Origin of the sequence: Neobacillus drentensis (assembly GCF_021560175.1) — a bacterium.
Classification (GTDB): Bacteria; Bacillota; Bacilli; order Bacillales; family Cytobacillaceae; genus Neobacillus; species Neobacillus drentensis_A.
Genome location: NZ_CP091110.1, coordinates 5,725,487 through 5,750,692 on the forward strand (window position 1 = coordinate 5,725,487; position 25,206 = coordinate 5,750,692).

General features: G+C 39.2%; 21 protein-coding genes. 6 read left to right on the plus strand and 15 right to left on the minus strand.

From position 1 onward, the window contains the following. Positions 1–58: 58 nt before the first annotated feature. The 10 genes from yedE to L1999_RS27180 form a co-directional block, all read right to left on the minus strand. Positions 59–1,288 carry a selenium metabolism membrane protein YedE/FdhT gene (yedE, locus tag L1999_RS27135; protein ID WP_235741366.1) on the minus strand — a complete coding sequence of 410 codons (1,230 nt, stop codon included), beginning with the start codon at positions 1,286–1,288 and terminating at the stop codon, positions 59–61. A gap of 282 nt (positions 1,289–1,570) precedes the next feature. Continuing rightward, entirely contained in the window at positions 1,571–3,484 is a 1,914-nt protein-coding gene (locus L1999_RS27140; RefSeq protein WP_235741367.1) for an Ig-like domain-containing protein, read from the minus strand. A gap of 135 nt (positions 3,485–3,619) precedes the next feature. Continuing rightward, the gene (locus L1999_RS27145) at positions 3,620–6,376 is read right to left on the minus strand and encodes a sigma-54-dependent transcriptional regulator (protein WP_235741368.1); all 2,757 of its coding nucleotides are present in this window, start codon (positions 6,374–6,376) and stop codon (positions 3,620–3,622) included. Between the two features lie 252 nt (positions 6,377–6,628). Then, positions 6,629–7,285 carry an HAD family hydrolase gene (locus tag L1999_RS27150; protein ID WP_345790912.1) on the minus strand — a complete coding sequence of 219 codons (657 nt, stop codon included), beginning with the start codon at positions 7,283–7,285 and terminating at the stop codon, positions 6,629–6,631. A gap of 39 nt (positions 7,286–7,324) precedes the next feature. After that, positions 7,325–8,380 (minus strand): SIS domain-containing protein, encoded by a 1,056-nt coding sequence (locus tag L1999_RS27155; RefSeq protein WP_235741370.1) that lies wholly within the window; start codon positions 8,378–8,380, stop codon positions 7,325–7,327. Between the two features lie 20 nt (positions 8,381–8,400). Continuing rightward, positions 8,401–9,207 carry a PTS system mannose/fructose/sorbose family transporter subunit IID gene (locus L1999_RS27160; RefSeq protein WP_235741371.1) on the minus strand — a complete coding sequence of 269 codons (807 nt, stop codon included), beginning with the start codon at positions 9,205–9,207 and terminating at the stop codon, positions 8,401–8,403. Continuing rightward, positions 9,200–9,991 carry a PTS mannose/fructose/sorbose/N-acetylgalactosamine transporter subunit IIC gene (locus L1999_RS27165; protein WP_235741372.1) on the minus strand — a complete coding sequence of 264 codons (792 nt, stop codon included), beginning with the start codon at positions 9,989–9,991 and terminating at the stop codon, positions 9,200–9,202. Before L1999_RS27165 ends, L1999_RS27160 begins: the two co-directional genes overlap by 8 nt. 21 nt (positions 9,992–10,012) lie before the next feature. Further along, positions 10,013–10,495, minus strand: a complete 483-nt coding sequence (locus tag L1999_RS27170; RefSeq protein ID WP_235741373.1) for a PTS sugar transporter subunit IIB — start codon at positions 10,493–10,495, stop codon at positions 10,013–10,015. After that, complete coding sequence (locus L1999_RS27175; RefSeq protein ID WP_235741374.1) at positions 10,473–10,913, minus strand: PTS sugar transporter subunit IIA; 441 nt, start codon at positions 10,911–10,913, stop codon at positions 10,473–10,475. The genes L1999_RS27170 and L1999_RS27175 overlap by 23 nt, the downstream gene beginning before the upstream one ends. A gap of 498 nt (positions 10,914–11,411) precedes the next feature. Then, complete coding sequence (locus L1999_RS27180; RefSeq protein ID WP_235741375.1) at positions 11,412–12,449, minus strand: asparaginase; 1,038 nt, start codon at positions 12,447–12,449, stop codon at positions 11,412–11,414. A gap of 184 nt (positions 12,450–12,633) precedes the next feature. Here L1999_RS27180 and L1999_RS27185 point away from each other — a divergent pair, with 184 nt between their 5' ends. After that, the gene (locus tag L1999_RS27185; protein WP_235741376.1) at positions 12,634–12,981 is read left to right on the plus strand and encodes a helix-turn-helix domain-containing protein; all 348 of its coding nucleotides are present in this window, start codon (positions 12,634–12,636) and stop codon (positions 12,979–12,981) included. A 235-nt stretch (positions 12,982–13,216) separates the two neighbouring features. Here L1999_RS27185 and L1999_RS27190 read toward each other — a convergent pair whose 3' ends face one another. Beyond that, entirely contained in the window at positions 13,217–14,092 is an 876-nt protein-coding gene (locus L1999_RS27190) for an SH3 domain-containing protein (protein WP_235741377.1), read from the minus strand. A gap of 739 nt (positions 14,093–14,831) precedes the next feature. Here L1999_RS27190 and L1999_RS27195 point away from each other — a divergent pair. The 4 genes from L1999_RS27195 to tatC all read left to right on the plus strand — a co-directional run bounded on the left by L1999_RS27195 (position 14,832) and on the right by tatC (position 18,497). Beyond that, positions 14,832–15,599 carry a gluconate 2-dehydrogenase subunit 3 family protein gene (locus L1999_RS27195; RefSeq protein WP_235741378.1) on the plus strand — a complete coding sequence of 256 codons (768 nt, stop codon included), beginning with the start codon at positions 14,832–14,834 and terminating at the stop codon, positions 15,597–15,599. Positions 15,600–15,624: 25 nt separating this feature from the next. Further along, entirely contained in the window at positions 15,625–17,334 is a 1,710-nt protein-coding gene (locus tag L1999_RS27200; protein ID WP_235741379.1) for a GMC family oxidoreductase, read from the plus strand. A 218-nt stretch (positions 17,335–17,552) separates the two neighbouring features. Further along, positions 17,553–17,765: a twin-arginine translocase TatA/TatE family subunit gene (gene tatA / locus L1999_RS27205; RefSeq protein WP_235744480.1), complete on the plus strand. Its 213-nt coding sequence runs from the start codon at positions 17,553–17,555 to the stop codon at positions 17,763–17,765. A gap of 12 nt (positions 17,766–17,777) precedes the next feature. Then, positions 17,778–18,497 carry a twin-arginine translocase subunit TatC gene (tatC, locus tag L1999_RS27210; RefSeq protein ID WP_235741380.1) on the plus strand — a complete coding sequence of 240 codons (720 nt, stop codon included), beginning with the start codon at positions 17,778–17,780 and terminating at the stop codon, positions 18,495–18,497. 261 nt (positions 18,498–18,758) lie between these two features. Here tatC and L1999_RS27215 read toward each other — a convergent pair whose 3' ends face one another. From L1999_RS27215 to L1999_RS27225, 3 genes are all read right to left on the minus strand, one after another. Further along, positions 18,759–18,959: a hypothetical protein gene (locus tag L1999_RS27215; RefSeq protein WP_235741381.1), complete on the minus strand. Its 201-nt coding sequence runs from the start codon at positions 18,957–18,959 to the stop codon at positions 18,759–18,761. 321 nt (positions 18,960–19,280) lie between these two features. Beyond that, entirely contained in the window at positions 19,281–19,427 is a 147-nt protein-coding gene (locus L1999_RS27220) for a YwzD family small protein (protein ID WP_235741382.1), read from the minus strand. A 207-nt stretch (positions 19,428–19,634) separates the two neighbouring features. Beyond that, entirely contained in the window at positions 19,635–20,165 is a 531-nt protein-coding gene (locus L1999_RS27225; protein ID WP_235741383.1) for a hypothetical protein, read from the minus strand. Between the two features lie 248 nt (positions 20,166–20,413). On the opposite strand from L1999_RS27225, the gene L1999_RS27230 reads away from it, so the two are divergent. Continuing rightward, on the plus strand, positions 20,414–21,346 hold the full coding sequence (locus L1999_RS27230) for a polyisoprenyl-teichoic acid--peptidoglycan teichoic acid transferase TagU (protein ID WP_235741384.1): 933 nt from the start codon (positions 20,414–20,416) through the stop codon (positions 21,344–21,346). Between the two features lie 454 nt (positions 21,347–21,800). On the opposite strand, the gene L1999_RS27235 is transcribed toward L1999_RS27230, so the two are convergent. Continuing rightward, entirely contained in the window at positions 21,801–25,124 is a 3,324-nt protein-coding gene (locus L1999_RS27235; RefSeq protein WP_235741385.1) for a trifunctional glycoside hydrolase family 18/polysaccharide deacetylase/glycosyltransferase family 2 protein, read from the minus strand. Between the last annotated feature and the right edge of the window lie 82 nt (positions 25,125–25,206).

Consider the following 25,206-nt stretch of genomic DNA (forward strand, 5'->3'; position numbering starts at 1 on the left):
GTCAAGGCTCGCCGCGAATGTCTAACGTGTAGTTAACATCGATTACTTGGGACATCAATTACGCCTCCTTTGTAACATGAGAAATCCGGTCTGTTGTCTGAGATTTGATACCTTTTCCGTAGCGGAACCGCTTTTCCCACCAATTTGAAAGTAAGAACCAAGCAGCAAGCATGGCAATGGTTCCAAACAGAGCCCCCATCGGTCCCCATTGTTCGATTAAGTTTACTTTTGCTCCCTTTTCCACAAGGGCATGATAGATGCCGAGATGATCCCAGCCATAAGCAAGAGCCGTTGCTCCGACAATATTACCTGCGCCAACTACCCAATATAACAATTGACCTTCCATTGCCCGATACATCATGCCTGTCTCACAGCCTCCGGCTAGAACAATACCAAACCCGAAAAGAAGTCCGCCAATCGCCGTGCTAGGCGCAGCCATCTTGATAAGAGCGACAGAGCCATTTTGAATATAAATAAAGGTAATAACAACACTGATCAGCATCCCAACCGCAATCGCTTTGGACATCACAGCTCGCCCGCTAATCCATAAATCACGGAAAGCGGAAGTGAAACAAATTTGTCCGCGTTCAATTAGAATTCCAAACAACGCTCCGGCTATACAAGCAACCGCGAGCATTGTTTTTCCTGTTGTGAAAAAGTAAAGAACAAGCCCAAGGTACAGAAGCGCAAAAATGAGACCGATCAGCGGCTGAATAGTCCTTTTTTGGACAGCCTGGGTGACAACCGGGTTCATTGAGCCCTTCGTCAAGAGCGGCTTTCCACGCCACCATTTGGTATTCACGACTTTAACGCCAAAATAAGTTCCAATTGCAGTGGTCAACATAAAGATCCACGAATGGAACGAAAATTGAGGGACACCTGTGAAAAAGGCGGCCAAATTACAGCCAAGCGCAAGGCGTGCGCCAAATCCTGCGATGATACCGCCAATAAATCCTTGGAGTAACCTCCTCTTTTGTTTCGGTACGCGTATTTTAAAACTGTTGCTTACTAAAATCGTAATCAATGCACCAACAAGCATCCCGATGACAATCCAGCCGTCGGTCCGGCTGATCGGTGTTCCTTCGATACCGACCAGTTGGAAATACGCCCATTGTGACACATCCACACCGAACCACTGTAAGATGTGCCCGCCTAATCTGGTGAATTCACCTGTTACGGCCCAAACCGTACCTGTAATCCCGAAGTAGAACGCACTAGCCAGACCAGCTATACTAATGGCTATGTAAGGATTCCAGTATTCTTTAAAGATCTTTTGATAAAGATTCATGAAATGTAACTCTCCCTTTCATTTCATGGGGACGATTCATGTGTCCTGCAACGTGAGAACATCCCAATGGAATTGTTTTAAACTGTTTATACACACAAAAAAAGCCCAGTAATTCCTAGGCATTAAAAGAAATCTATACAAATACTAATGTAACGATTATGGGGCAACTGAGCAATTCGATTTATCGATAAGTCGAATGGGTATTTATCGGAATAGTAAATACGTAGTGGATCAGCAATCCATAAAAAAGAAGCATGAGAACCGTCCCCATGCTTCTTTCCCTTATTTTGATACGGTAGCTGTTCTTACTGCGCTGGTTTGTGCTTTTGCGTCTTTTGCGTATACATATAGTTTTGTGCCTGCATTTTGTTTTGGGATGTATACTTTGTAGTTTCCGTAAAGATTGGCTTGTGTTGTGTATGTTTTTGATCCGATCTTGATGATTACTATTGCATATTTCTCTGTGTTTCCTGTCACTGTTGTGGAAGTGTATCGAACTGCGTTCACTGTAGGCATGTTCGGTGCTACACGAATGACAGCGGTGCCTCTTGCTGCGCTTACACGGCCTGCACTGTCTTTTGCGGTGATGGATAGCTTTGTTCCTGTATTTTGCGGCGTAATGGCTACATTGTAGTTTCCATACGCATTGGCTTTTGCGGTATAAGCTTTACCTGAAACGGCCACGGTCACGATGGCATTTGCTTCGGTTTTCCCTGTTACGTTCCAAGCCTTATTATTAACTGTATTCACAACTGGTAAATTCGGAGCCACTTTTACGACTGTAATGGCTCTGGCCGCACTTACATTACCTGCTCGGTCTTTCGCTGTTACCGAAATATTCATTCCTGCGTTTTGGATTGGAATAGCTAATTTGTAATTTCCATATAGGTTCGCTTGTATACTATATGCTTTTCCAGCAATCGTTGCTGTTAAAATGGCATATGGTTCTGTTTTCCCCGTTACATCTGCAGACTTATTCGTAACAGCATTTACTACCGGGGCTGTTGGAGCCGTTTTATCTGTTACGGATACCGTTGTAGAAAAGCTTCGTGCATTCTGCTTATCCTCGTAGGATACCGTTACTGTTGTCCCCGCTTTTTGAGGAGCAATCCCTGCTTTGAAAAATCCGTTCGCATCAGCCACTGCAGTCGCAATTTGAGTTGTTCCATTCTTTACTTGTACCCGGCCATACGCAGGTGCTTTCCCAGATACGGATAAATCATTATCATCCACCTGGCTGACTTCTAACTTTTTTGTAAGATAAGCAGAAGAAATATAACCAACTAGTTTTTGATCTTCCGTTTTGACTGGGTACCATACAAATTGGTTTACACTGGAAGTATTTTGGTCAAATACAAAATTCCCTGAAATAATCAGCGTCGTATTTAATGCTAACTCCTTCAATAAGGAAGTAGTGCTGCTAGTAGGGATTGACCTTAACTTTGCCTGATCCTCGGTTACAACTACTTTATCTCCCGTATGAAAAAGAGCAGTTGAAGCATGCAACTGGTCAGTTAGTGTATACACCGGCTTTTTGAATACAATATTTGCGTCACTGTTAGGATCATATTGAAAGTCAGCTGTACTAAACGGGTACTGAGCCAACTTAGTATCACCTAGGAAGCTTTCTTGTTGAAGAAATCCAAAAACCTTTTCTTGGTAAGCTTTTGTATTTTTAGTCCCATCAGCCTGTATCAGCGGACTGTTTACAGGCTTTGTCCCATTGTAGGCCATAACTGGGAAGTACCAATTTTCAATGACCTCAGGTCCTGCCCCTTGAATCTTAGGCAAATCTGTCCGTTGATACATGCTCTTTAGGATGTCAACGCCGGCCTGGATATTGTAGTAAATATCAGTTTTCAACTTCGACTGATCATAGTTTGGTTGATTGGTAATTTGCATAAGACCAATACCGCCATCCGGTGCAATAACAGGCTGACCATTTGCTTCAAATTGTCTCCAACCACCATTTTCTTTTGTGGCCACAGCTTTGACTACTTCAGGCGGAATATTTGCCTCTAAAGCCGCATTCGTCAATAAGCAATTCATTTGCTGAAAAGATGGATTTTGATTTGCATTCACCTTTGCACATTTAGAAGGCCATAAAGCCTCCGCAGAAGCCTCCTTATAAGACCAAGAACAACCCAGGAGTATCAAACAAGCAAGTACCCCCGCTCTCCATAAAATTGATTTCATCCCATTCCTTCTCCCATCCATTGCAATTACAATATAATCCATTTTATCCTATAGATTAATATTTTACTAGAAAAGAAGCATGGGGACGGTTCTTGTGCTTCCAAAAAAGGAAGCATGAGAACCGTCCCCATGCTTCTACTCAACAATAGATTTAATAATGTTAAAAATATAACCGATTTCAGGTATATTCATTTGAACACTATAACTTTTTTCAAGCACACTGAATGCATTTCTTATCATGTTTATTTCCTTTTTATGGATCCGTTCAAACTCTTCTTGATTAGGGTATTCTGATATCGGTGCCTTTCTTATTAAGCGTTCAATCATGCAACTGACATGAACGAATAAAGCAATTTTTTTATCATTGGGCAGCGTTTGTCTCATCTGATTCTCCAACTGCTTTATTCCTTCTTCCACCTTTGAAATAACTTTTTCCGTATCTAAAATAATCAAGGAATCAATCACTCTTCGGAGAGAAAAATTCTTGATGATTCTATCATTCACTTTTCGAATCGTTTCCGGAGGCGCAATTTTCTCAAAGATTTTGAAAACATCATTTTCACCTTTTCCAGAAATGATATCTTCTAATGAAATAAAATTGATTCCCTCAATTTTAGGATTGTCTGTTCCCACAATCGCCAAAACATCATAAATTCTAAGCGGTGGCTCGTTCATTCCATTTTTCTTTAAACGCTCAAAATCATGTGATACGACTTTGATATCTATCAAGTCTTCCATACTTTCAGAAAGTAATTGCTGAATCTGCGTGGCAGTTCCAATACCTGTAAAACAGGAAGAAACAATGGCGTATTCTTTGCGTTTAGATGGATAGTAAAGATTAATAGTAGGCCGAACGAGTTGCTCCAAAGGCTGCAGCATCTCTTCAATCGATTTTCCTTGTGACAAATAATTCCCGATTTCTAAAGCAAAAGAAGTCGAAACCTGATCTATACAAAGGAGTGGGCCTTTAATTGCCTCTTTGATTTGATCATGAAGGAGGCTTAGCGACCCCATATCCACTAAAACGACCAACCCGCTGGAAGTATCATTTTCTTCAATATATTTAAGCATTTGTTTCGTAATATCTTTTATCGATGACTCCACAGGCATGTCGATGGAGTCATATACCTTAACCCCTAACAGACGATTACAAACATTGGAAATACTGCTCGCCGTTGCATAACCATGGGCAATAATCATCGCCTTTACACGATTATCATGATGCTGTATTTGCTTTTTGCACAAGAATAATGCCATCAAAATAATATCTTCATGATATAAATTTAATTCCATTCTCTTCTCGATGAAGGATATGACTTTCGCCGCTATTGAATATTCCGCTTTGTATTGTCTTTTTATAAATTGAAGCATTTGTTTTGTCAACATCTCATCTTGTTTATTCAGGATAAACGGATGGGACTTGAAAAATAAATAGGAGGACAGCGTATAAACGCTATTTCCATCATATTTAATATTATATTGGTCTTCTAAATAACGAAAAATGTCCTGTATAGCGGAAAGATTAAATTCCATCATGAAGCTTTTTGATTCATTCGGTCTTTCAAAGATTAAATTGTCCATCATAACCGTAATTTCTTCTGTACACTTCTCAAGAAATTCGGATTCTTTCCATTCACTATTTTCCAATTTAGAAAAATACCCTAAACAATTTCTGTAGGTTTGCTCTATATGATTAATCTTCGTTTCATCCACATGTAGGATTTGCTTTTTTTTATCTGGAAGGAATAATACGCCTCCTTCCTTTAAAGCATAATGATCAAACAATTGTGGGGAGCTCTTATAAATTTGGCCAGGCAATTCCTGTAAAGTGATAAAAATTTGGTCAATGTTATTCGTTTTCTTGGAATAGGCAAACCCGCAGGCATATTTAATAATGTTCTTGCATTCTCCAATATTACCTCCATAGTAATATTTATTTAAGATATCAAGTGCCTTATTGGTGACATGGATTGGAATACCGAGCAATTTAGATTCCTCGGTAAAAAAATGCTGAATAAACTGACTTTTTTCAGCCTGCCCCCGTTCTTCAAGACTCGGCACATTCACAGTAATAGGAATTCTCCTTAAAAATGTTTCCAAAAACACAGTTAAGCTTTCTGTAGTTGCAAAAATTAGACGGACCTTGGATTTTCTGACCACGGTTGTTTCCCCCATTCGGGAAAAAGTTCCCTGGTCCATAAACGTAAATAATTTCTCCTGTCCTTCCCGATCCAGCCTGTGAACTTCATCCAAAAACAATATACCTTGATCAGCCTGTTCAATAAGTCCCCTTTGCTCTTTGATCGCCCCAGTAAAGGATCCCTTTGCGTGGCCAAACAGATAACTTGTCAGCAATTCCGGATTATTCGCATACAAAGCACAATTAAATACATAAAAAGGAGCATCATCGGCAATGATCTTTTTTGCCCGGGAATAATCATAAATAAGCTTGGCCATAAAGGTTTTTCCTACTCCGGTTGGTCCAAGCAGCATTAAGGGTAAGCCATTGTCCGGATAAAAGATAGATGTTTTTATTTGCTGAATCGCTTCTTTCAGGCTCTTCTCATAACCAATCAACTGACTAAAAATACCTTCTTCTATATCTTTTATCAGTTCATCTTTTAAAGCCTCAAAACTATCGTAAATATTATTTTCCACATTTCCATAATTTTTTTCGATTGTCTCCCTGTGTAAAAAACAAACGGGACGTGTATTAACTTTCAAAAGAATATCCTCTTTAACCAATTCATTCAAAATTCTACTAGCTCTCGTTCGATCTATATTAAAGTGGAAAGCCACAGCCTCTGTTTGATAGGGTTCAAATCCTTCTTCGTGCTCAAAGGAAAACTTGGTAGTCATTTCAATCATATAATTGATCAGTTCATCATACATCCTGTTAGCCTCCCATCTATCAAAAACTATTTTAAAATTAATTTTACTATATAATTGTACGGCATTCTATAAGGTTCTATGATGTATTACAGTAGAGTAAATGGAATGATTTGGAAATTTTTATATAAAAAAACCTAAATCAACCAGTAGTATGTGTATATAAAAAGGCCGGATCCCTTTCTGCTCAAAGGGTCCGGCTTTTTATGATTCACTTGTAATGCCTCGGATTTCTCCGACCGTTACGCAGGCATCTTACACTATAGTAATACTTTTGTTTATGACGTCTATCAGTGATTGGCCAGCCATAGATTCAATCCGCAGATCGTAATCATGGAAGGTAAGTTTTGCCGTTATAGGATTCGGTACGATGACACAAGTTACACCGGCTGCCTTTGCCGCTTTCGCTCCATTGTTGGAATCCTCAAAAGCCACGACCTCATTGGACCTGACATCTAAAGCATCCAAGCATTGAAGGTAAACCTCGGGATCGGGTTTAACCTTTTTGACATCATCACCGGTCTTAATGACGTCAAAGAAATGGAGTAAATCAAGCTTTTTTAGAAAATGATCAATCCATTCCCTGTCTGAACTAGTAGCCAAACCAATCTTGAGACCCAATTCTTTTGCCTGTGTTAAATAATCACGCACTCCCTCTCTAACCTCAAGGTCGATGATTTTTTCCCGATGGCATTCCCTTACAAGTTGTCTAACCTCTTTGACAGTTACATTGTTCCCTAGTTTTCCCTCAATATATTCATCGATAATGGTTCCTTTTGTTCCGACACATGGGAGGAAAATTTCTAATGGAAACTCAACATTATACCTTCCCAATACCTCTTTGAAGCTATCATACCAAACGGTTTCGGTATCAATGATCAGTCCATCAAAATCAAAGACAACTGCCTTCATCAACTTATGAACCTCCCTTTCCTAAATCCACTTTAACATCTACTTATTAAACTTCTTACTTTCCAATTTCATATGAAATTGCGGGTCTTTTGGAATACTAGGGTTCACACCTTTTAATTCAGGCACCTTGGCACAAATTAATTGGATCGGAATAATATATTCAAACGTTTTATAATACGAATGGTTACTAAAGTCTGCTTTCATATTTTGTGTGGCTTCCCCTACATCATTACCAATTACGTAAATGTTCCCAGTCCAATCAGATAGAACATTAATCAATTTCTTTACCCTTTTTTCAACACCTGTATCTAAGATTATAAGTGTTGAATCTTCATTAACTGCATTGTAAATACCATGAATAAATTCCTCAAACTCATAACCGGTGACAGGCACCCTTAAAGTCTCGAGCATTTTTAGGGCACTCTCTAGTGTATCTCCATACATTTCGCTTGTTCCCACCACGCGAATTTCTTTTGCCTGTGCCAGTTTTTCCTTATTTGTTTCGACCCACTGAAGGGATGTATCATAGATTTTCAAAAATTGATCCGCACTCTTCTTCAATTCAGCGATTTCATCCTCATATTGTTCTTTTGTTAACTTACCTGTTTCTCTAGCCAATTGAAGGGAAAGAAGAATTAGATTTAATTTCGTGCAATAAAATCCTTTTGTTTTTGCCCCTGCCAATTCTTCTCCACAACGAACGGTTAAGATAAAATCTGCGGGTTCATCAATCAGCGCATTCTCTTGCCCTGCCATGGAGGCAATCAAACAGCCCTTCTCCTTTGCTAGTTTCATTGCATTATAAGTGGAATAACTGCTGCCTCCCTGTGAAATACCTATAACAAGAGTTCTTGAATTATCCCCAATAAAAGTCAGCTCATCGATGGCAAATGGATAATAGATATCTACACGAATTCCTAAGAAATGCTGCATGGCTTTATGCACTTGAAGCCCGGAATGAAAGCTTGTACCAGAGCCGGTTACAATGATCCGGTCGATGTCCTTTGTTCTTACATCTGCAAATATTTCATCCGCCTGTTCCATAATCTCATTCATTTTTACTGGTGTCTCTTGTAAATAATCTTCAATTCTCATCTTTTTCTTCTCCCTTTCTTTTATAAAATACCGGCCCAGTGAATCAATATTCCGCCGATAATGATCCCAAGTGTTAGTTTAGTGATACTTACTTTTCGTTTCATTAAGGTAAATACTATAAAGGTTATTAATAATGGCAACATGTTCGGAAAAATTTGATTTAATATGTCTTGAACAACTACTTTTGCTCCATTGATATTCAAATGAAGGGGGGTTTTTACATTTAACATCGTGGCTACCATTCCTCCGACAACAACTAGACCAATAGTTGTCGCAATCGCCATTATTTTTTCCATTAAGCCTTCTTTTTGAATTTTCTCAAGAGAGGATACACCCACACGGTACCCTAATCTCAACCCCGCGATTCTTACGAATAAGTGTGGAATATTATATAAAAGGAAGAATAGAATAGGGCCAAAGATATTTCCTTGTGTCGCAAGGGAAATCCCAATTCCTGCTGCAATGACTCTAAATGTGCCCCAGAATAGCGAGTCCCCAATTCCTGCAAGCGGGCCCATTAAGGACGCCTTTACGGCATTGATAGAATTGTCATCGAAGTCTTCATTGTTCGCGTTTTGTTCTTCCATTGCTGCTGAAATGCCCATTATCGTTGTTGAAATGGCAGGTGTCGTGTTAAAAATCTCCAAATGGCGATTTAACGCCTTTACCTGATCGTCATGTTGCGTATACAGTTTTTTGATAACGGGAATCATTGCGTATACATATCCCATATTTTGCATCCGTTCGTAGTTGAACGCTCCTTGAAGGGCTAGCGATCTCCAAAAAACTTGGCGAAGTTCTTTTTTCGTCACTTTTTTCTCAGTCAAAGTCAATCTCCCCTTCCGTTAAATTATCGATGGCCATAGAGCCATTTCCAACCTGGGATTGATTATTAATAACAATATGAATAATAATGGCAATACAAGCTCCGAATAAGGCAATGGCTGTAATATTTAACCCGAGGTAAGAGGCTGCCAAAAATCCAAGGAAGAAAAATACTGCCATTTTCTTCGAATATAGCATATCAAGCAATAAGGCAAATCCGACGGCAGGAAGCAGATTCCCAGCAACGCCTAACCCATCAAGAATGGTTTTAGGAACTGCATTTATTAAACCTTTTACTTGGTCTGCTCCTAAAATTATCGCTAAAAAGGTTGGAATAAAGACACTTAGAAAGAATAATACAGGTGGAATCCACATCATCATTGTCACACCACGAAAATCGGCCTTGGCAGCGAACTTTTCTGCTTTATGCATAAAATAACCATTAACGATACGTACCAAAACCCCTAAAGATTGAGCTAACACAGCGATCGGAACAGCAATAACCAACGCTACCTCCGGTCCTTTCCCGGTTAAAATAGCAAATGCAGTTCCCAGTACCCCGCCTGTTACAACATCCGGAGGAGTTGATGCACCAATTCCTGCAATCCCCATCCAGATTAATTCTAGCTGGGCCCCTATTATGACACCCTGCTTGACATCTCCAAGAACCAATCCGACTAATAATCCGGTAACGAGAGGACGCTCGAGCATAAGGGCACCGAAAATTCGGCTGTCCAAGATGCCAATTCCTGCAATAATTCCCAGCATAATTGCTTGTGAAACCATTTTATATCCCCCTTTTAGATACTAATTTTTTAGTAAATCTTTTAGATTTTTCTTCTTGTCACGAGGTAACATCCTAAATTCTAGGTCAACTGCACATTCTTCCATCTCTTTAAAATTAGCTAAGTCTCGGTCATCTACCGCAACTAAGTCGGTTAGTTTTCGCTTTCCTTCCGAAAAACGCAACCCGCCTACATTAATTTCCTTTAATACGCCCCCAGAACTTTTGACAAGTTCCAGCGCGTCATCCGTGTTTTTCACGAGTACCAACACTCTACTTTTTTGGGATTCAGCAAATTTTTGAACAATTTCACCAGACTCCTGTACCCCGCGGATGTATAATTTTACGTTATCGGGTTTTGCTAGATTCAAGGCCATTGCCTTCATCTGATCATTCTTCGCCTCATCATTTACAACGAGGATGACATTAATCTCCAATGCTTTGCTCCAGCCATAGGCTACTTGTCCGTGAATTAAACGGTCGTCAATCCGTAATAATGAGATCATCTTCTTCCCTTCCTTCCTGTGTTTCTACTAATTTATTAATATGAATAATTCCTTCTTTGGCAGAGCGGACTCCTTCGTTAATCATGTCCTTAATGCTGAGTTCATCCCCTGATAAAATCATGGTCAGCATCATGGGAAGGTTTAAACCTGTAATAATATCAAAGTCCTTATGTTCCATCAGAAGCTCGGTACAAATATTTGTAACGCTTCCTCCAAAGACATCCGTTAAAACAATAAAATGTTCATCCTCCTTTTTCGCTGTTAAAATCTTTTTTAATTCCTCTTTTGCTAAATCACCGGATTTTAGTTTAGTCATTCCAAAGTATGAAACATTCGAAGTCTTACCAGCAATTAGTTCTAATGTTTCAATAAATGCTTTGGATAACTCTCCGTGTGTAGCAATCAAAAAATGCTTCATTTCATAACCTCCTTTGTTTCTTACACTTTATAATGCAAGAAGCATGCCAAAATTATGGCATGCTTTAAAGTTTTTTGAATTTTTTGCCTAAATCCTTTTGCGGCAAGGTGTTGTGCTTGGTACTATCAATAAGTTATTCAATCTCTTGAAACGTCATCTGCACACTATCATTATCTTTCAGCACACTAAAACATTTTTGATGGCGGCGCTTTCTTTTGTGTGCGCACGATTAATTGATCGGTTATCTCACTTCTTTTTAAAAAAGAATCCTTGTCCTTTAATCAACAAGATGGTACTTCGTGGAAAGACCCAAATACCGCAATAACATAGTCCAAGGTATCTATCTGGGATTACTAGAATAGTTCCAACCAATATAAAAAGCACGGAATCAGTTCCCGTGCTTTTTAGCGGCCGAACTCGGCCCCCTCATTCTTTTATCCTCAAGTATGAATCTATCTTCTTATAAAGACAGAATCTAATATTTTTCGCTTCCGTCTATTAAAGCAAACGAATAAGAGGTTCTATTTCGATATCGTCTTCTTGATCTGATTTGACGGTTAAGTCCTCTGCAATTGGTGTTTCAATGATTTTCTTAACCTCTTCCAGAGAATGCGCTTGTCCCAATGCCCACATTAATTTGGGTACAATGGCTTCTGTATTCATATCCCCAGATAATATAACTTGATGCTGAGCTACCTTACGGCCCACTTCATATAGAAGCAGGTCTTCCCCTTCTTCCAGGCATTGCGTTGTGATAACGACCGCAATCCCCTTTTCCGTAAGCTCTTGGATTTTTGAAAGCAAGTTCCTTCCTTCAAAAGGCAAGCCACCGTTTCCAAAGCTTTCAATGATAATTCCTTTATATAAATCTTTTAGACAATCAAAAGTCTCAGGCTTCATACCAGGATATAATTTCATCAAAAATACATCGGTACATATGTTAGCATGAAAAGAAAACCTTTTTGAGGTACGAACAGGTTTCCATTTATAATTAATTTCATTTCTATCTATGTAAGCTACATACGGATGGTTAATACTTTCAAATGCATCATAACTTTTTGTTCTCATTTTAACTGCTCTTGTTCCAAGAATGACTCGGCCATCAAATAGGACAAATACTCCGCCAATATCCTCACAAGCAAACCGTAGGGCATCGGAAACATTTTTTTTCGCATCCGTTTGTTTGAAACTGATCGGGACCTGTGATCCGGTCAGCACAACCGGCTTTTCCAGACCCTGCAGCATATAAGAAAGGGCTGAGGATGTATACGCTAACGTATCTGTTCCATGTGTAATGACAAATCCGTCATAATCATAATAATGGGTATAGATGGCCTCAGCGATCTTTATCCATTGCTCTGGCTGCAAATTGGTACTATCAATATTCATTAAAATTCTACCGTCAACATGTACATCACTTGATGTTTCTGGTAAAAAATCCAAGATTTCTTCAACAGATAATTCTGGAACCAGCCCCTCATTCCTCTCTACTGAGGCAATTGTTCCACCGGTAGCAAACAATAAAATCTTCTTCACAAGCAACATCTCCATTGAAAAGAATGGTCAAGATTTACGCGAAACGCGTATTTATACTAGCTATTATATAACTAAATTATGAAAAATCAATATATTGTTCTCGTTTCGCGTATACCTTTTCTAGTATTCTCCAATTTTCAATGGTATAATAAATCCAATATTAAAAAGCTGGAGGCCTGAGAACATGCTGGAACGTTTATCTGTATTAAGAAAAGAGCGAAAATGGTCCCTACAGGAAACGGCCGACAAACTAGGGATAGCAAAAAGTACTTATGCCGGTTACGAATCAGGCTATCGTGAACCCTCCCTCCTCTCCTTATTACAAATTGCGGATTTATTTGATACAACGGTTGATTATTTATTACGAGCAGAAAAGGACGATTTTATTGAGATTACAAATTTTTCAAGTAGCATTTCTCACAGACTTTCAATAGATGGGGAACTTTTGTCAGCCGATGAATTAATCGATTTTGTCTCTTTTGTGAGGGTGAAAAGAATGTTGAAAGCAAAGGAAATCAAAAAAGAAGCCTAGATATGTAAGATCCTCAATAGGTATTCCAATAACAAAACAGCACCTCCAAATGAACATGGAAGGTGCTTTTACTTTTTTTAGAATATGATAGGGTTCAACGTAACGTATGAATAGGAGTACGCTTTAAGATTGGTCTCTGTCCAATAGGACTGCGGTTCTTGTGCTTCCAAAAAAAAGCATGGGGACGGTTCTTGTGCTTCTAAAAAAAAGAAGCATGAGAACCGTCCCCATGCTTCTAGTACTTATTTAGCTCCTGAATCGGTGTTTGGATGATGACTGGACTTTTATTAGGGTCCAACCATTTTAGGATGTTGACGACATTGGTTTGGGAAGTGGCGGTACATCCCAATGTATAGCTGCTTCCAATGTGGAAGAAGATTGCACTGCCTTTATAAGGAGTTCGTTGTGCATTGTATCTAATAACGAAGCCGTAGCTATAGGCTGCGATATTCATGTTTTCAGCACTCTTCCATTGACCTTGTGTTTTACTTCTTGATTGCCAAGTGTTGTAAAGTGTTGAGGTTGGATCATCTACCCAAACATCATCGCTTGTGATTTTTCTGTACGGCAGTTTGGTTCCTGGATTAGCATAACGTCCAAATGTGGTTCCAATTGCATACCTCCCAATTGGAGACCGTTTACCGCCTTCACGCATATTTGTGTATGTGGCAAATCCATATTTACCAATATAGCCTGTTGTGGTTAACACAGGTACCCATTTACCAAGGGAATTTCTCTCAAAGGTACGAATTTCAGCACTTGAAGTATTGTAACCATTAGCTGTTACCAGAATTAACTGTTTGTTGCCTCCAACTGTCTTCAAACCTTCGGCCAAATTCTTAGTGGTTAGGTATTGATTGGATGCCCAACCTGTTTTACCACTAACCGTTACCTTATCCCACGCACCTTGCGTTTGAGAAACGGTGACAGCTTGGTTTTGCTTGACGGTTGTGACAATTGCGTAGGTCGTACCCGGTCCCGTTCTGACATTCAAGGTGGTCGCTGTTACATATTTTGTTACAGTTGTCGCAGCTTGAACCGGTTTCACTACAAGTAACCCTGCAAATAAAACAAACATCGCAACAAAGATTGCAAATCCCTTTTTAAACATCTACTTACCTTCCCCATTCTAGTTATACTATTTTCCATTCTAATTATATAACCATTATATCACTCTATTTCAATAGGGATTACGTCCCCTTCCGTGGGGGAGCATGGGGACGGTTCTCTTGCTTCCTTATTTTTTAGAATTGAAATTCTATCAATCAATCTCCCATCCAACGACACGATTTCGACCACATTCCCTATATGCTATACTATTCAAACGTTTGTTTAAAAATACGAAAACTATTTGTCCATCATGAATGTATCCTTCAAACTCAAAAAAAGAATGTCGAATATAGTTTCGAATATTTTTAGATAAAATGACAATTTCCCGGAAAATTCTATAGAAATCGAGTCACCTTCTATCATTCTTCCCATTTCCTACTGATTCGCTATTAAACAAGCGTTTGATTAATAGTGGGTGAAACCCACATTAATTCTATATTTCCATCCCCAATGGTTTAAAAGAAATGTCGAGAACTAAGAGAATTAAGCCATTTTAAATGCTGAAGACCATTTAATCTATTTCTTCAACCTCCTAGCTGTGTTTAACCGAATTATGAACGAAACAAATATTTTGAACCCATCCCGCGCGAATAATCCTAGCCTTTCATTAGGTTAATACTGCGGCAGGATCATTAGAATTCCATTAAAAATAATTTTTTTCTAGAAAATAGGTTTAGTAAATCAATAGTGTGGAAGCTACAAAAGGGAGTGTAAAAATTCAGTTAACAAGGAGGACGCAAATGTCACAAAAGACAAAAAGTTCATTGTCTCGACGGAAATTCATTCAAAATTCCAGTTATGTAGCAGGCGGGCTAATCGGAGGAGGTCTCCTAGGGGGCCTGGGAGGAATCGTTGGCAGAAACATCTTTGGACATGAAACTGCCACCACAACCGCTACCCCATCCAAACGCGTTGCAGACGAATCCTACAACCACGCTTTTATGTATTTCACGAATCCGGCCCAATTCGAGGTACTTAAAGCAGCTATCGACCGCATCTATCCGGAAGACGAAAACGGACCGGGTGCAACCGGGCTTGGCGTTCATTTCTTCATTGACCATCAACTAGCAGGGACCTACGGCCATAATGCCAGGGACTATATGCAAGGGCCCTTTGCAGCGGGCTCCAACTTCCAAGGGTATCAGTCGCCACTCAAACGCCACCAAGTATTCGACGTTGGCCTCGATGCCTTACAAACTTACAGCCAAAGTCAATACAAAAAGGCCTTCCCCGACATCACAGACGACCAAAAGGACACAATCTTGAAGGCGTTCGCAGAAGATAAAGTCCCGCTAAAAGGGGTAACATCTAAAACATTTTTCAGCATTCTCCGGGCGCTTACCCTAGAAGGTGTATATTCGGACCCATTATATGGCGGAAACCGTAACATGGAGGGCTGGAAAATGAAAAAGTTCCCTGGCAGCCAAATGGCCTATATCAACCAAATCGAATCGAAGAAATTCAAAACCATGAAACCACAAAGTTTAAACAAACATTTTAACTCATAATGAATCGGATGACGGAGGATGAGAAATGGCGAAACAATTACCAAAAACAGATGTAGTTATTGTGGGTGTCGGCTGGGCGGGCGGAATCCTCGCGGCTGAGCTCGGAAAACAAGGACTAAAAGTCGTTGGCTTAGAGCGCGGCAGAGAGCGAAGTATCAAAGACTACACGATGATTCATGATGAACTCCGCTACGGAATCCGCTACGAATTAATGCAGGATTTATCAAAAGAAACAGTCACCTTCCGCAACACTCTAAAAGAACAGGCACTGCCCATGAGGCAGCTGGGATCCTTCCTGCTCGGTGAGGGCCTCGGAGGTGCAGGAGTTCACTGGAATGGACATACCTTCCGCTTCCTGCCCTATGATTTTGAAATTAAAACACAAACGGTAAAAAAATACGGGGCGAATAAAGTAAAAGACTTGCAGATTCAAGATTGGGGTATAACCTATGATGAACTGGAACCCTATTATGACAAATATGAAAAAACGGCCGGCATCGGCGGGGAAGAAAATCCATTTGCGGGTAAACGTTCCAACCCATATCCAAATCCGCCAATGAAGGACACACCATTGACGGACCGTTTTAAAAAAGCCGCGAAGAATCTAAAGCTTCATCCCTATCAGATGCCATCAGCGAATATGACAAAGGCCTATGAAAACCCGTATGGGGCCAAAATGGCTCCTTGCCAATACTGCGGTTTTTGTGAGCGGTTTGGCTGTGAGTATGGGGCAAAAGCAGATCCAACGGTTGCGGTGATTCCTTTTGCAAAAAATACGGGGAACTTTCAATACAGGACATACTCCAACGTTACCCAAATTCTTCATGATGGTAAAAAAGCAACGGGTGTCCGCTACATAGATGTGCAAACAAATGAGGAATTCATTCAGCCGGCGGAAATCGTGGTCTTAACCAGTTATGTTATGAACAATGCCCGCCTTCTATTAACCTCTAAACTTGGAAGACCTTATAATCCTAATACAGGTGAGGGTGTGATTGGTAAAAACTATTGTTATCAAATCAACCCTGGAACACAAGGCTTCTTTGAAGACGAAGAGTTTAATACCTTCATGGGTGCCGGTGCACTCGGGGCAACTCTTGATGATTATAATGGCGATAACTTCGACCATTCCAGTCTTAATTTTATTCACGGAGGATCGATTACCCTGAATCAGTCGGGCTATCGTGCCATCCAACATAACCCGGTTCCAAGTGACGTGCCAAGCTGGGGAAAAGAATTTAAACAAGCCTCGCTTAAATATTTTACTCGATCAATCAATATTGGAGCACAAGGAGCCTCCATGCCAACCAGGATGAATTATCTTGATTTAGATCCAACTTATAAAGACGCGTATGGACAGCCCCTTTTACGCTTAACATATGATTTTACGGAACAGGATAAAAATCTATACAGCTATATCGGAAAACAAACGGACAGAATAATGAAGGAGATGGGCGCTTCCAAAATCAATGACCGTAAGACACTCGAACATTATGATATTGTCCCCTATCAGACAACGCACAATACAGGCGGCGTCATCATGGGAGCGGATCCAGGAACGTCTGCAGTGAATAACTATTTGCAAATGTGGGATGCGGAGAATGTCTTTGTGGTAGGGGCATCGGCCTTTCCACACAATAGCGGCTACAATCCAACCGATACTGTTGGCGCCCTTGCCTATCGGGCTTCAGAGGGGATTATAAGATACAGCAAGCAAGGCGGAATGTTAGTGTAATGATGTGAATCGGAGGCGCCCGGGTCTGCGTTATACAAGTTGGTCGGCTTTTTGTAAGTTGACGGGCGTTAACCGCAAGTTGGCTCTGCTATCCGCAAGTTGGCTTACACTATACGCGAGTTGGCTCATGCTATACGCAAGTTAGCTTCTGCTATACACAAGTTGGCCGGCTTTCCGAAGATATAATTTCTAACACTATTAAAAAGGAGCGATAAATGATGGGATTCTCAGGAATTGGTATTCCAGGATTAATTATTATTCTCGTAATCACGCTAATTGTATTTGGGCCAAAAAAGCTGCCGGAAATTGGTTCCGCATTCGGAAAAACATTATCCGAATTTAAAAAGTCAGCCAAAGATATTATGGATGATCACGATAATGAAACCGTCTCAAGCACCGATAAAGACAAACAAAGCCTACTAAAAGAGTAAGGAGGAACCTAAATGGATGCGGAAGAACAACCCCTTGTCGAGCATTTGATTGACCTAAGAAAGTCACTGCTCCGCTCTGTGGTGTTTTTCGTTCTTTGTTTCGCAGCCTCCCTGCTTTTCATCAATAAACTGGTTCCAATCATTACGCAGCATCATGAGCTCGTGATGATGGGACCGCTTGATGTGATTCGGCTTTATACTGGGATTGCTGCTAGTGTCAGCCTGGGTTTGTCGCTGCCATTTATCGCCCATCAACTCTGGCTGTTTGTCAGACCCGCCCTTACGGAAAAAGAACGAAAAGCAGCTGTGAAGTTTCTACCGGTGATTAGTTTGAGCTTTATTGGCGGACTATTATTTGGATATTTCGTAATCTTTCCGACCATCTATCACTTCCTGATTCAAATGGGGCAGGAACATTTTAAAATGTTCATTTCAGCCAAGGAATACTTTTCGTTTCTATTAATGTTCACGATCCCATTCGGATTTCTATTCGAGGTGCCTCTAGTGCTTTTATTCTTGACTACCATCGGAGTAATCACTCCCTCTTCTTTGGGAACGATACGAAAATATGCATATATCGGACTAGCAGTAGTTTCAGCTGTCATCACCCCACCGGACTTTTTCTCACAGCTAATAGTACTGGTACCATTAATAGCACTCTATGAAATTGGAGTATTCTTATCAAAAATGAAATGGAAACAAGGGGACGGTTCTTATGCTTCCGAAGCATAAGAACCGTCCCTGTGCACCCCAGTCGTGAGAAATATTAATCAATTGTTCATAGACCGTTCATAATTAATTAGTAACATAGTTAGCGGGTAAACGAACCAATACCCGAAGAAGGAGGAGGTCCAGCCCCACGCGCTGGACTTTTTTTATGCCTTGTGGTCCCAAGGACTTTTCGCTAATAGAAACAACAAAAGCCCTTCTCAGTTGAGATGGGCTCTTATTAATACTCGGATTTAAGAAGCACAAGAACCGTCCCTCTGATTTTCAACTTATATCTTCGAATATTTTTTCAAATACCTCGAAGGCTTCGGTATCGATTCCAGCAATCAAGTGAATATATTTTATTTCTTTACCGGTTAAGTCCCTGTCTAGCCGCTTTGAAACTAAACGAACTAATCGTTTATATCGTTCCTCTTCTTCAGTGACAAATGTAATGGCTTCTAAATATTCTCTTCTAGTCATCATTTCAAAATCTCTCCTCCCTAGCCCCAATCTTATCCAAAAGTCCATAAAACTAAACCCAGGACTACTGATAAATTAGGAAACTAGCAACGGATCACGCCTGGGGGCAAATTAATCCTTACTCTTTTGTTTTACCCATCTCTAACTTAGTAGTAAATATCCCAAAATATCGACGTCAAAAAGAAAAGGAAAGGACATAGTCCCTTCCATGGTTATACTAACCGTGCTTCGGAAGCATGAGAACCGTCCCCGTGCTTCCCCCAATGATTCCACAAAAAAGAAGCAAGAGAACCGTCCCCTGCTTCCACATATCTATTCTATTTATTAGCAGATCACGAGCTGTTTTAAGTCCGCTTTTAATTCTTCTATTAGTTTATCAAGTGTAATTTCGGTTTCGTTTTCGCCTTTTTCATAGGCCTTTTTGACAATTTGTGAAAAGTCGACAAAACTCTGCTTTGCGGTAAGATTCAATTTCCTATTTCTCCCTCCTATTTATCTAGTAAGCCTACATTTTACTATCAATTCCGACAATTGTAAACGCAAATCCAATAGAAAATTGTGACATTTTGGTGTAATAGATAAAAGTTTTAATTGTTTTGCAAATTTATATACCCACTTAGCCCAAAATACAAACCACCGCTTTCATAATGTAAGCGGTGGTCTGTTTTATTTTAAGGTTTAATCTTTAAGGAGCAGTGTTTTTAGTTTTCTTCGATATATTTTTATTTCAGCCAAATGGGACAACAAGCCAAGCAGTATCCCAAAAAATAGTCCATTATAAACGGGATAATCAAGAAATGGAACTCTTTGAATTAAACCTGTATCATGCCAGAATAAACCGAAGTCCATTCCGATAACAAGACCGATAAAGAACCCGGATAAATAGGTTCGTTTTTCAACACCATTTCCCTCTAATCGATTATTATTTGATATTGCCATATTAAAAGCCTGCCAGAGAGCAAACCCATAGATAGAAGGATAGAAAAGTCCCCAACTATAATTAACCGAATCATGCGCACGCTGGAGGTCTCCGGTTAAGGTATCTAATAGAACTATATTTAAATGTGATTTTAAGTTGATCAAGAATTCTAGTACTAACAATATAGTACCAATATAATAATTCTTATTGTAAAGTTGTCCAAATCCCGGCAGAACGAGTGACCATAACATGGCAGCTAAAGGGGATTTATAGGGCCGGCTACTTCTCATGGGTGTCTCTCCCTTAAATGAAATATATCGCTATAATTTCGACAGAGTTAGGATAAATTCCTCCTATTTTACATTTTTTAGTAACTAAGTCCCTATAATTGGAATCCTCGGCTAAACCAATTACCCTCTATAATAAAAAGTTAATTCCCATAAAAACCCCACATTTTTTTTGTATCTATTTTCCTATATTTTTGGTATTCTTATAAACGAGTGTAAAATATTTGTCAAATTTTTGGAGGTATACTCGAATGAGCTCTCAAAAAACGAAGAAAAAGAGAACTTGGTTGAAAGTCACAGGTATTATTCTTCTCATCCTTATTATTGGTGTAGGAGTTTACGCATATAATGTATATAGTTCATTAAAAAGTGCTGTCACAACGATGCATGAACCAACCGCCCGAACACAGTCAGAAAAACGTCACGAACCTGTTGCTTTAACAAATAAAGATCCATTTTCAGTCTTAATGCTTGGTGTCGATGAGCGAGCAGGCGACAGAGGCCGCTCCGATACGATGATCGTACTAACCGTTAACCCAAACAACAATTCAGTCAAGATGCTCAGCATTCCTCGTGATACTCGTACAGAAATTGTTGGTAAAGGGAAAGTTGATAAAATTAACCACGCCTATGCCTTCGGTGGCGTCCAAATGTCGATCAATACAGTTGAAAACTTCTTAGACATACCCATTGATTATTACATGAAGGTCAACATGGAAGGATTCAGAGACATTGTAAATGCAGTTGGCGGCATTACCGTTCAAAATGATTTAGATTTCACCTATGATGGTTACCACTTCACAAAAGGTCAATTGAATTTAGATGGTAAAAAGGCATTAGCTTACTCAAGAATGAGATACGATGACCCCCGCGGCGATTTCGGCCGACAAACAAGACAGCGTCAAATCATTCAGGGTGTAATTAAAGAAGGAGCAAGTGTATCCAGCTTAGCCAATTACTCCGATATCTTTAATGCCCTTGGCAAAAACGTTAAAACCAACCTTACCTTTGATCAAATGATCGATATTCAAAAAAATTATAAATCAGCCGGATCCAACATTACCCAAATGGAGATCAAAGAAACAGGCACTAAAATGGATGGCATTTATTACGGTTTAGTCTCTGACGCAGAGAAGCAAAGAGTTCAAAATGAATTGAAAACTCAGTTAGAATTAAATAAATAAAAAGCAAATGCTGATTGGAATGAATCCAATCAGCATTTTTTTATAATAATCTAATCTGTTATCAAAACTGTTATGTTACCATCTATTTGTAGTAAAAGCTGCTTTCCTAGGATGTTATCAATGAACAAAAGCATGAGAACCGTCCCCTTGCTCTGGCTTCTTCTTTCCACAAGTTACACACTTGTCAGTATAGTAGCTATATTTATGATGTCTACGGAGAAAACAAATTAGTCCCATTAGTTTGGATTTAAGCATATCGAATCATACCTCCTCTGATTGCTATTTATTAATCATAGAGGAAGTATGTTATCAAATTATTACTAACGGATTAAAAACTATTAAATTCGGATTAAATTAGAATTAAAAAAACACAAGCGTTTCAAATAAGCAAATTGCCTTTTTACATATAAATAATTGGGTTCAGGAGAGCTGCTGAACCCAATTTTAAAAGAGTCTATCCTACCTTCTTAACCACTTCAATATTACCAGTTCTCTCTAATTTACCCCAACCAACTCGTCCACCTTGAATGGCTTTGAAGATCGATTTCCAGGAAACCCACAATAACATGTAGCGGTAAAAGATTCTTTGGAAAAACAAAGAAAACAGGGGTGTAAGTTTAGATTTTTCCCATCTTAACGCAAATAGGCAAACGACAAAATCAACGATAAAATATCCTGTATAAAGGATCGTAAAATATTTTAGATTCCCCGTAACTAATCCAATAACCATTAAAATGTCTAGTATAGGTGCAAAAACAGGGACTAAAAACTGAAACAACAAGATATTAGGAAGAGCAATAAAACTTAAGGATTTGTTGTTATTTTTCCAAAAAGCATTCTTATGTTTCCATAAGCACTGCAAGGTACCATAATTCCATCGAAAGCGCTGTTTTAGAAAACCCCTGATATTTTCAGGTGCCTCTGTATAAGCATATGCCTGATCTTCAATTGCCACTTTATATCCTGCACTTAGTATCCGTAAAGTGAGATCCGTATCTTCAGCTAATGTGTCATTCGTAAAATTCCCCAGATTTTCAACAATCTGTTTTCTCCACGCCCCTATAGCGCCGGGAACAACCGTAACACAATTAAGCAAAGCATGAGCACGTTTTTCTAGATTGAATCCAGTTACATACTCGATATGCTGCCATGTGGTTATTAAATTTCGTCTATTTCCCACTTTTACATTCCCAGAGACAGCCGCAACCTTGTCATCCGCAAAATGTCGGACTAGCAGCGCAATGGCTTTCGGTGCAATCATGGTATCCGCATCAATAGCCACTATAATTTTCCCCTCCGCCTTTTTAATCCCAATATTAATGGCGGAGGATTTACCGCCGTTTCGCTTAAAGTACCTTCTAACCTTTGGATGATTAGAGAAATTTTCAGACATAACGACTGAGGTCTGGTCCTTAGACCCGTCATCTATAACAAGGACTTCTAAGTTCACATAAGTACTATCGAGAACGGACTGAATCGTCCTCTTGATAACCTTTTCTTCATTGTAAGCAGCAATTACTACACTGACTAACGGATTATATCCTTCTTTGTAAGTCTTTAGTAAACTGCGTTTTTTATGTCTCCATGCTAAAAAAATAAACAAAGAAAGACGAAGGATAAAAACAAGAAGAGCTCCGTAAAACAATTTCACAAGTACATTTTTTAAAACCGCTATCGTCTCTAAAACAAGAGAAAGATATTGAATATAGGAGCGTTCCTTTTTCGAAGTCTTAGGAGATATACTTTCTTCGTTCCTATTGATCATGTCGCTCACGGTGACAAACTTATATCCCTGATGTTTCAACTGCTCGATTATCCCCGGTAACGCCTGAACGGTAGCTGTTCTGTCCCCACCACCATCATGAAGTAAAATAATATCCCCGTTAGCTGCCTGTTTCACGACATTCTCAACAATGTCTTGTTTATTATTTAATTTCCAATCCGATGAATCAACGTCGTAATTAACCGTGATATATCCCATTTGAGATATATCCATTAATCTTTGAAACTGTGATTTCACATAAGGAGTCCGCTGATCCCCATCATACATATTGAAATCATCCCCATAAGGTGACCTATATAAGATGGATGAATGCCCCGTAATGGCTTGAATAATACGTTCAGTTGAATTCAATTCCCATTTCAATTGAGGATAAGAAACATTATATATATTCGGATGTGAAAACGTATGATTCCCAATTTCATGGCCTTCTTGATCGATCTGTTTAACAATACCCGGGTGAAGGAGGGCATCTTTACCGATGATAAAAAAGGTTGCCTTTATATGATACTCTTTCAATATCGCTAATATCTTTTTTGTAAAAATAGGATCTGGCCCATCATCAAATGAAAGGACTATTTCTTTGGAGGTTGAGGGTTTATTTAATCGCTCTATTTCAGATGCCTTAGGAAAAGAAAGATAAGATTCACTTTTAATCAATCCCGAATCATCAAAATCCAAGCTTCTACTCCCTTCCAGCTGATCTGTTAAAGGATGCAGAATATTCCCATTCCCATAATTATTGGTACTATCTCCGTTCTTTACAGATAATAAGGTATTGGCTTTTTGGCCTCCTACCACATTCCAAACAGATGGATCTTCCGTTCCTAATCTCCATAAAGCGATCCCTTTCACTCCGCTTGATACAGCGACTCTCCATTGATTATAGAAAGTCACACTATCTAAGAACCAAATTTCATGTATTCTTTTATCCTTTTCATAACGAATATAAGGGCTTTTACTCATATCATCCCACTGAACACTTAAGTTTGCTTTGTCAGCCATCCTCATTATGTCTTCAAATGAGACAACCTTCCCTGCCTGTCCGGTCTCCCAGTCCCAATCGTACCCGTAATTTCCTAAACTAATAATGAGCTTGTCTTTCGGCACTTTTGAAAGATTCTCTATATACCATGATTGTGATGAGATAGGACCGGGATTTTCCATATTCTCATCATATAGCATTAAGATCATTCGATCACAATACTCTTCAAGTTTCGTATAATCAAACGAATCATTCGTAGGTTGAATATCCATGGTTACGAGAAGTCCTTCTTTATGAAAAGATTGATAAAGCTCTCTCATAAAATTTGTCAACAAATCCCTGTCACTCACTCTATTAAACTCAAAATCTATGTTAATACCATCGTAGCCATTCTTATTTATTTCCTGCTGTAAATTATGTATTAGTGTAGCCTGTGCTCTAGGAGAGTGTAATAGACGATGAATGATTTCTTGGTCCCACTTCCCATTTACCACATTATTAATTAGCGGGATAACCATAGTATTGTGTTTTTTTGCTAGTGACCCTATATCCTTTTCCACATCACCTTTTAGTTCCAAGTTGGAACCTAACTGATACCATCCTGGTATAAGCACATCTATTTTATTTATATTTCGCTTTAAAGAGTTTTTACTATTCTTATCCCAATTAACATAAAAGGCATAAACATCCGTTTGGTTTGCTATTTTTCTTTTTAAAAACTTTTCGTTTACCTGTTGATTTGTATTTGCGGAGTAATTTACGTAATCCCCCTTAACAGGTTGAAGATCAGAATATGAATCCCACTCCGTTTTATTGAACGAAGGAAATATTGGGTCCTTTACTAAACTTAAAACAGTTATGAAAAGGCCCGAAAGAAGTAGCAAAACTAATAGGAAAAAGATGAATACACCCCACCTGAGATTAGATGTATTACCGAAGATAATTCTCGTCTCATTAGCTGTATTTATTTTTTTATTAGGATTGTTAAAACCATCGGTTCCCCTCTTAAACACGTCTTCACCTTCTCACCATGCTTTCGCATAATTCTGTATTTCTTTAACAATAAAAAGGTTCAGCATGTTGCTGAACCCCTAC

Bases quoted from the DNA above. Each gene is read 5' to 3' on its own strand.
- L1999_RS27140 (WP_235741367.1), bottom strand. From the start codon at position 3,484: ATGAAATCAATTTTATGGAGAGCGGGGGTACTTGCTTGTTTGATACTC.
- L1999_RS27155 (WP_235741370.1), bottom strand. From the start codon at position 8,380: ATGAGAATTGAAGATTATTTACAAGAGACACCAGTAAAAATGAATGAG.
- L1999_RS27215 (WP_235741381.1), bottom strand. From the start codon at position 18,959: ATGATGACTAGAAGAGAATATTTAGAAGCCATTACATTTGTCACTGAA.
- L1999_RS27190 (WP_235741377.1), bottom strand. From the start codon at position 14,092: ATGTTTAAAAAGGGATTTGCAATCTTTGTTGCGATGTTTGTTTTATTT.
- L1999_RS27195 (WP_235741378.1), top strand. From the start codon at position 14,832: ATGTCACAAAAGACAAAAAGTTCATTGTCTCGACGGAAATTCATTCAA.
- L1999_RS27170 (WP_235741373.1), bottom strand. From the start codon at position 10,495: ATGATCTCATTATTACGGATTGACGACCGTTTAATTCACGGACAAGTA.
- L1999_RS27200 (WP_235741379.1), top strand. From the start codon at position 15,625: ATGGCGAAACAATTACCAAAAACAGATGTAGTTATTGTGGGTGTCGGC.
- L1999_RS27175 (WP_235741374.1), bottom strand. From the start codon at position 10,913: ATGAAGCATTTTTTGATTGCTACACACGGAGAGTTATCCAAAGCATTT.
- L1999_RS27225 (WP_235741383.1), bottom strand. From the start codon at position 20,165: ATGAGAAGTAGCCGGCCCTATAAATCCCCTTTAGCTGCCATGTTATGG.
- tatA (WP_235744480.1), top strand. From the start codon at position 17,553: ATGGGATTCTCAGGAATTGGTATTCCAGGATTAATTATTATTCTCGTA.
- tatC (WP_235741380.1), top strand. From the start codon at position 17,778: ATGGATGCGGAAGAACAACCCCTTGTCGAGCATTTGATTGACCTAAGA.
- L1999_RS27150 (WP_345790912.1), bottom strand. From the start codon at position 7,285: ATGAAGGCAGTTGTCTTTGATTTTGATGGACTGATCATTGATACCGAA.
- yedE (WP_235741366.1), bottom strand. From the start codon at position 1,288: ATGAATCTTTATCAAAAGATCTTTAAAGAATACTGGAATCCTTACATA.
- L1999_RS27165 (WP_235741372.1), bottom strand. From the start codon at position 9,991: ATGGTTTCACAAGCAATTATGCTGGGAATTATTGCAGGAATTGGCATC.
- L1999_RS27230 (WP_235741384.1), top strand. From the start codon at position 20,414: ATGAGCTCTCAAAAAACGAAGAAAAAGAGAACTTGGTTGAAAGTCACA.
- L1999_RS27145 (WP_235741368.1), bottom strand. From the start codon at position 6,376: ATGTATGATGAACTGATCAATTATATGATTGAAATGACTACCAAGTTT.
- L1999_RS27185 (WP_235741376.1), top strand. From the start codon at position 12,634: ATGCTGGAACGTTTATCTGTATTAAGAAAAGAGCGAAAATGGTCCCTA.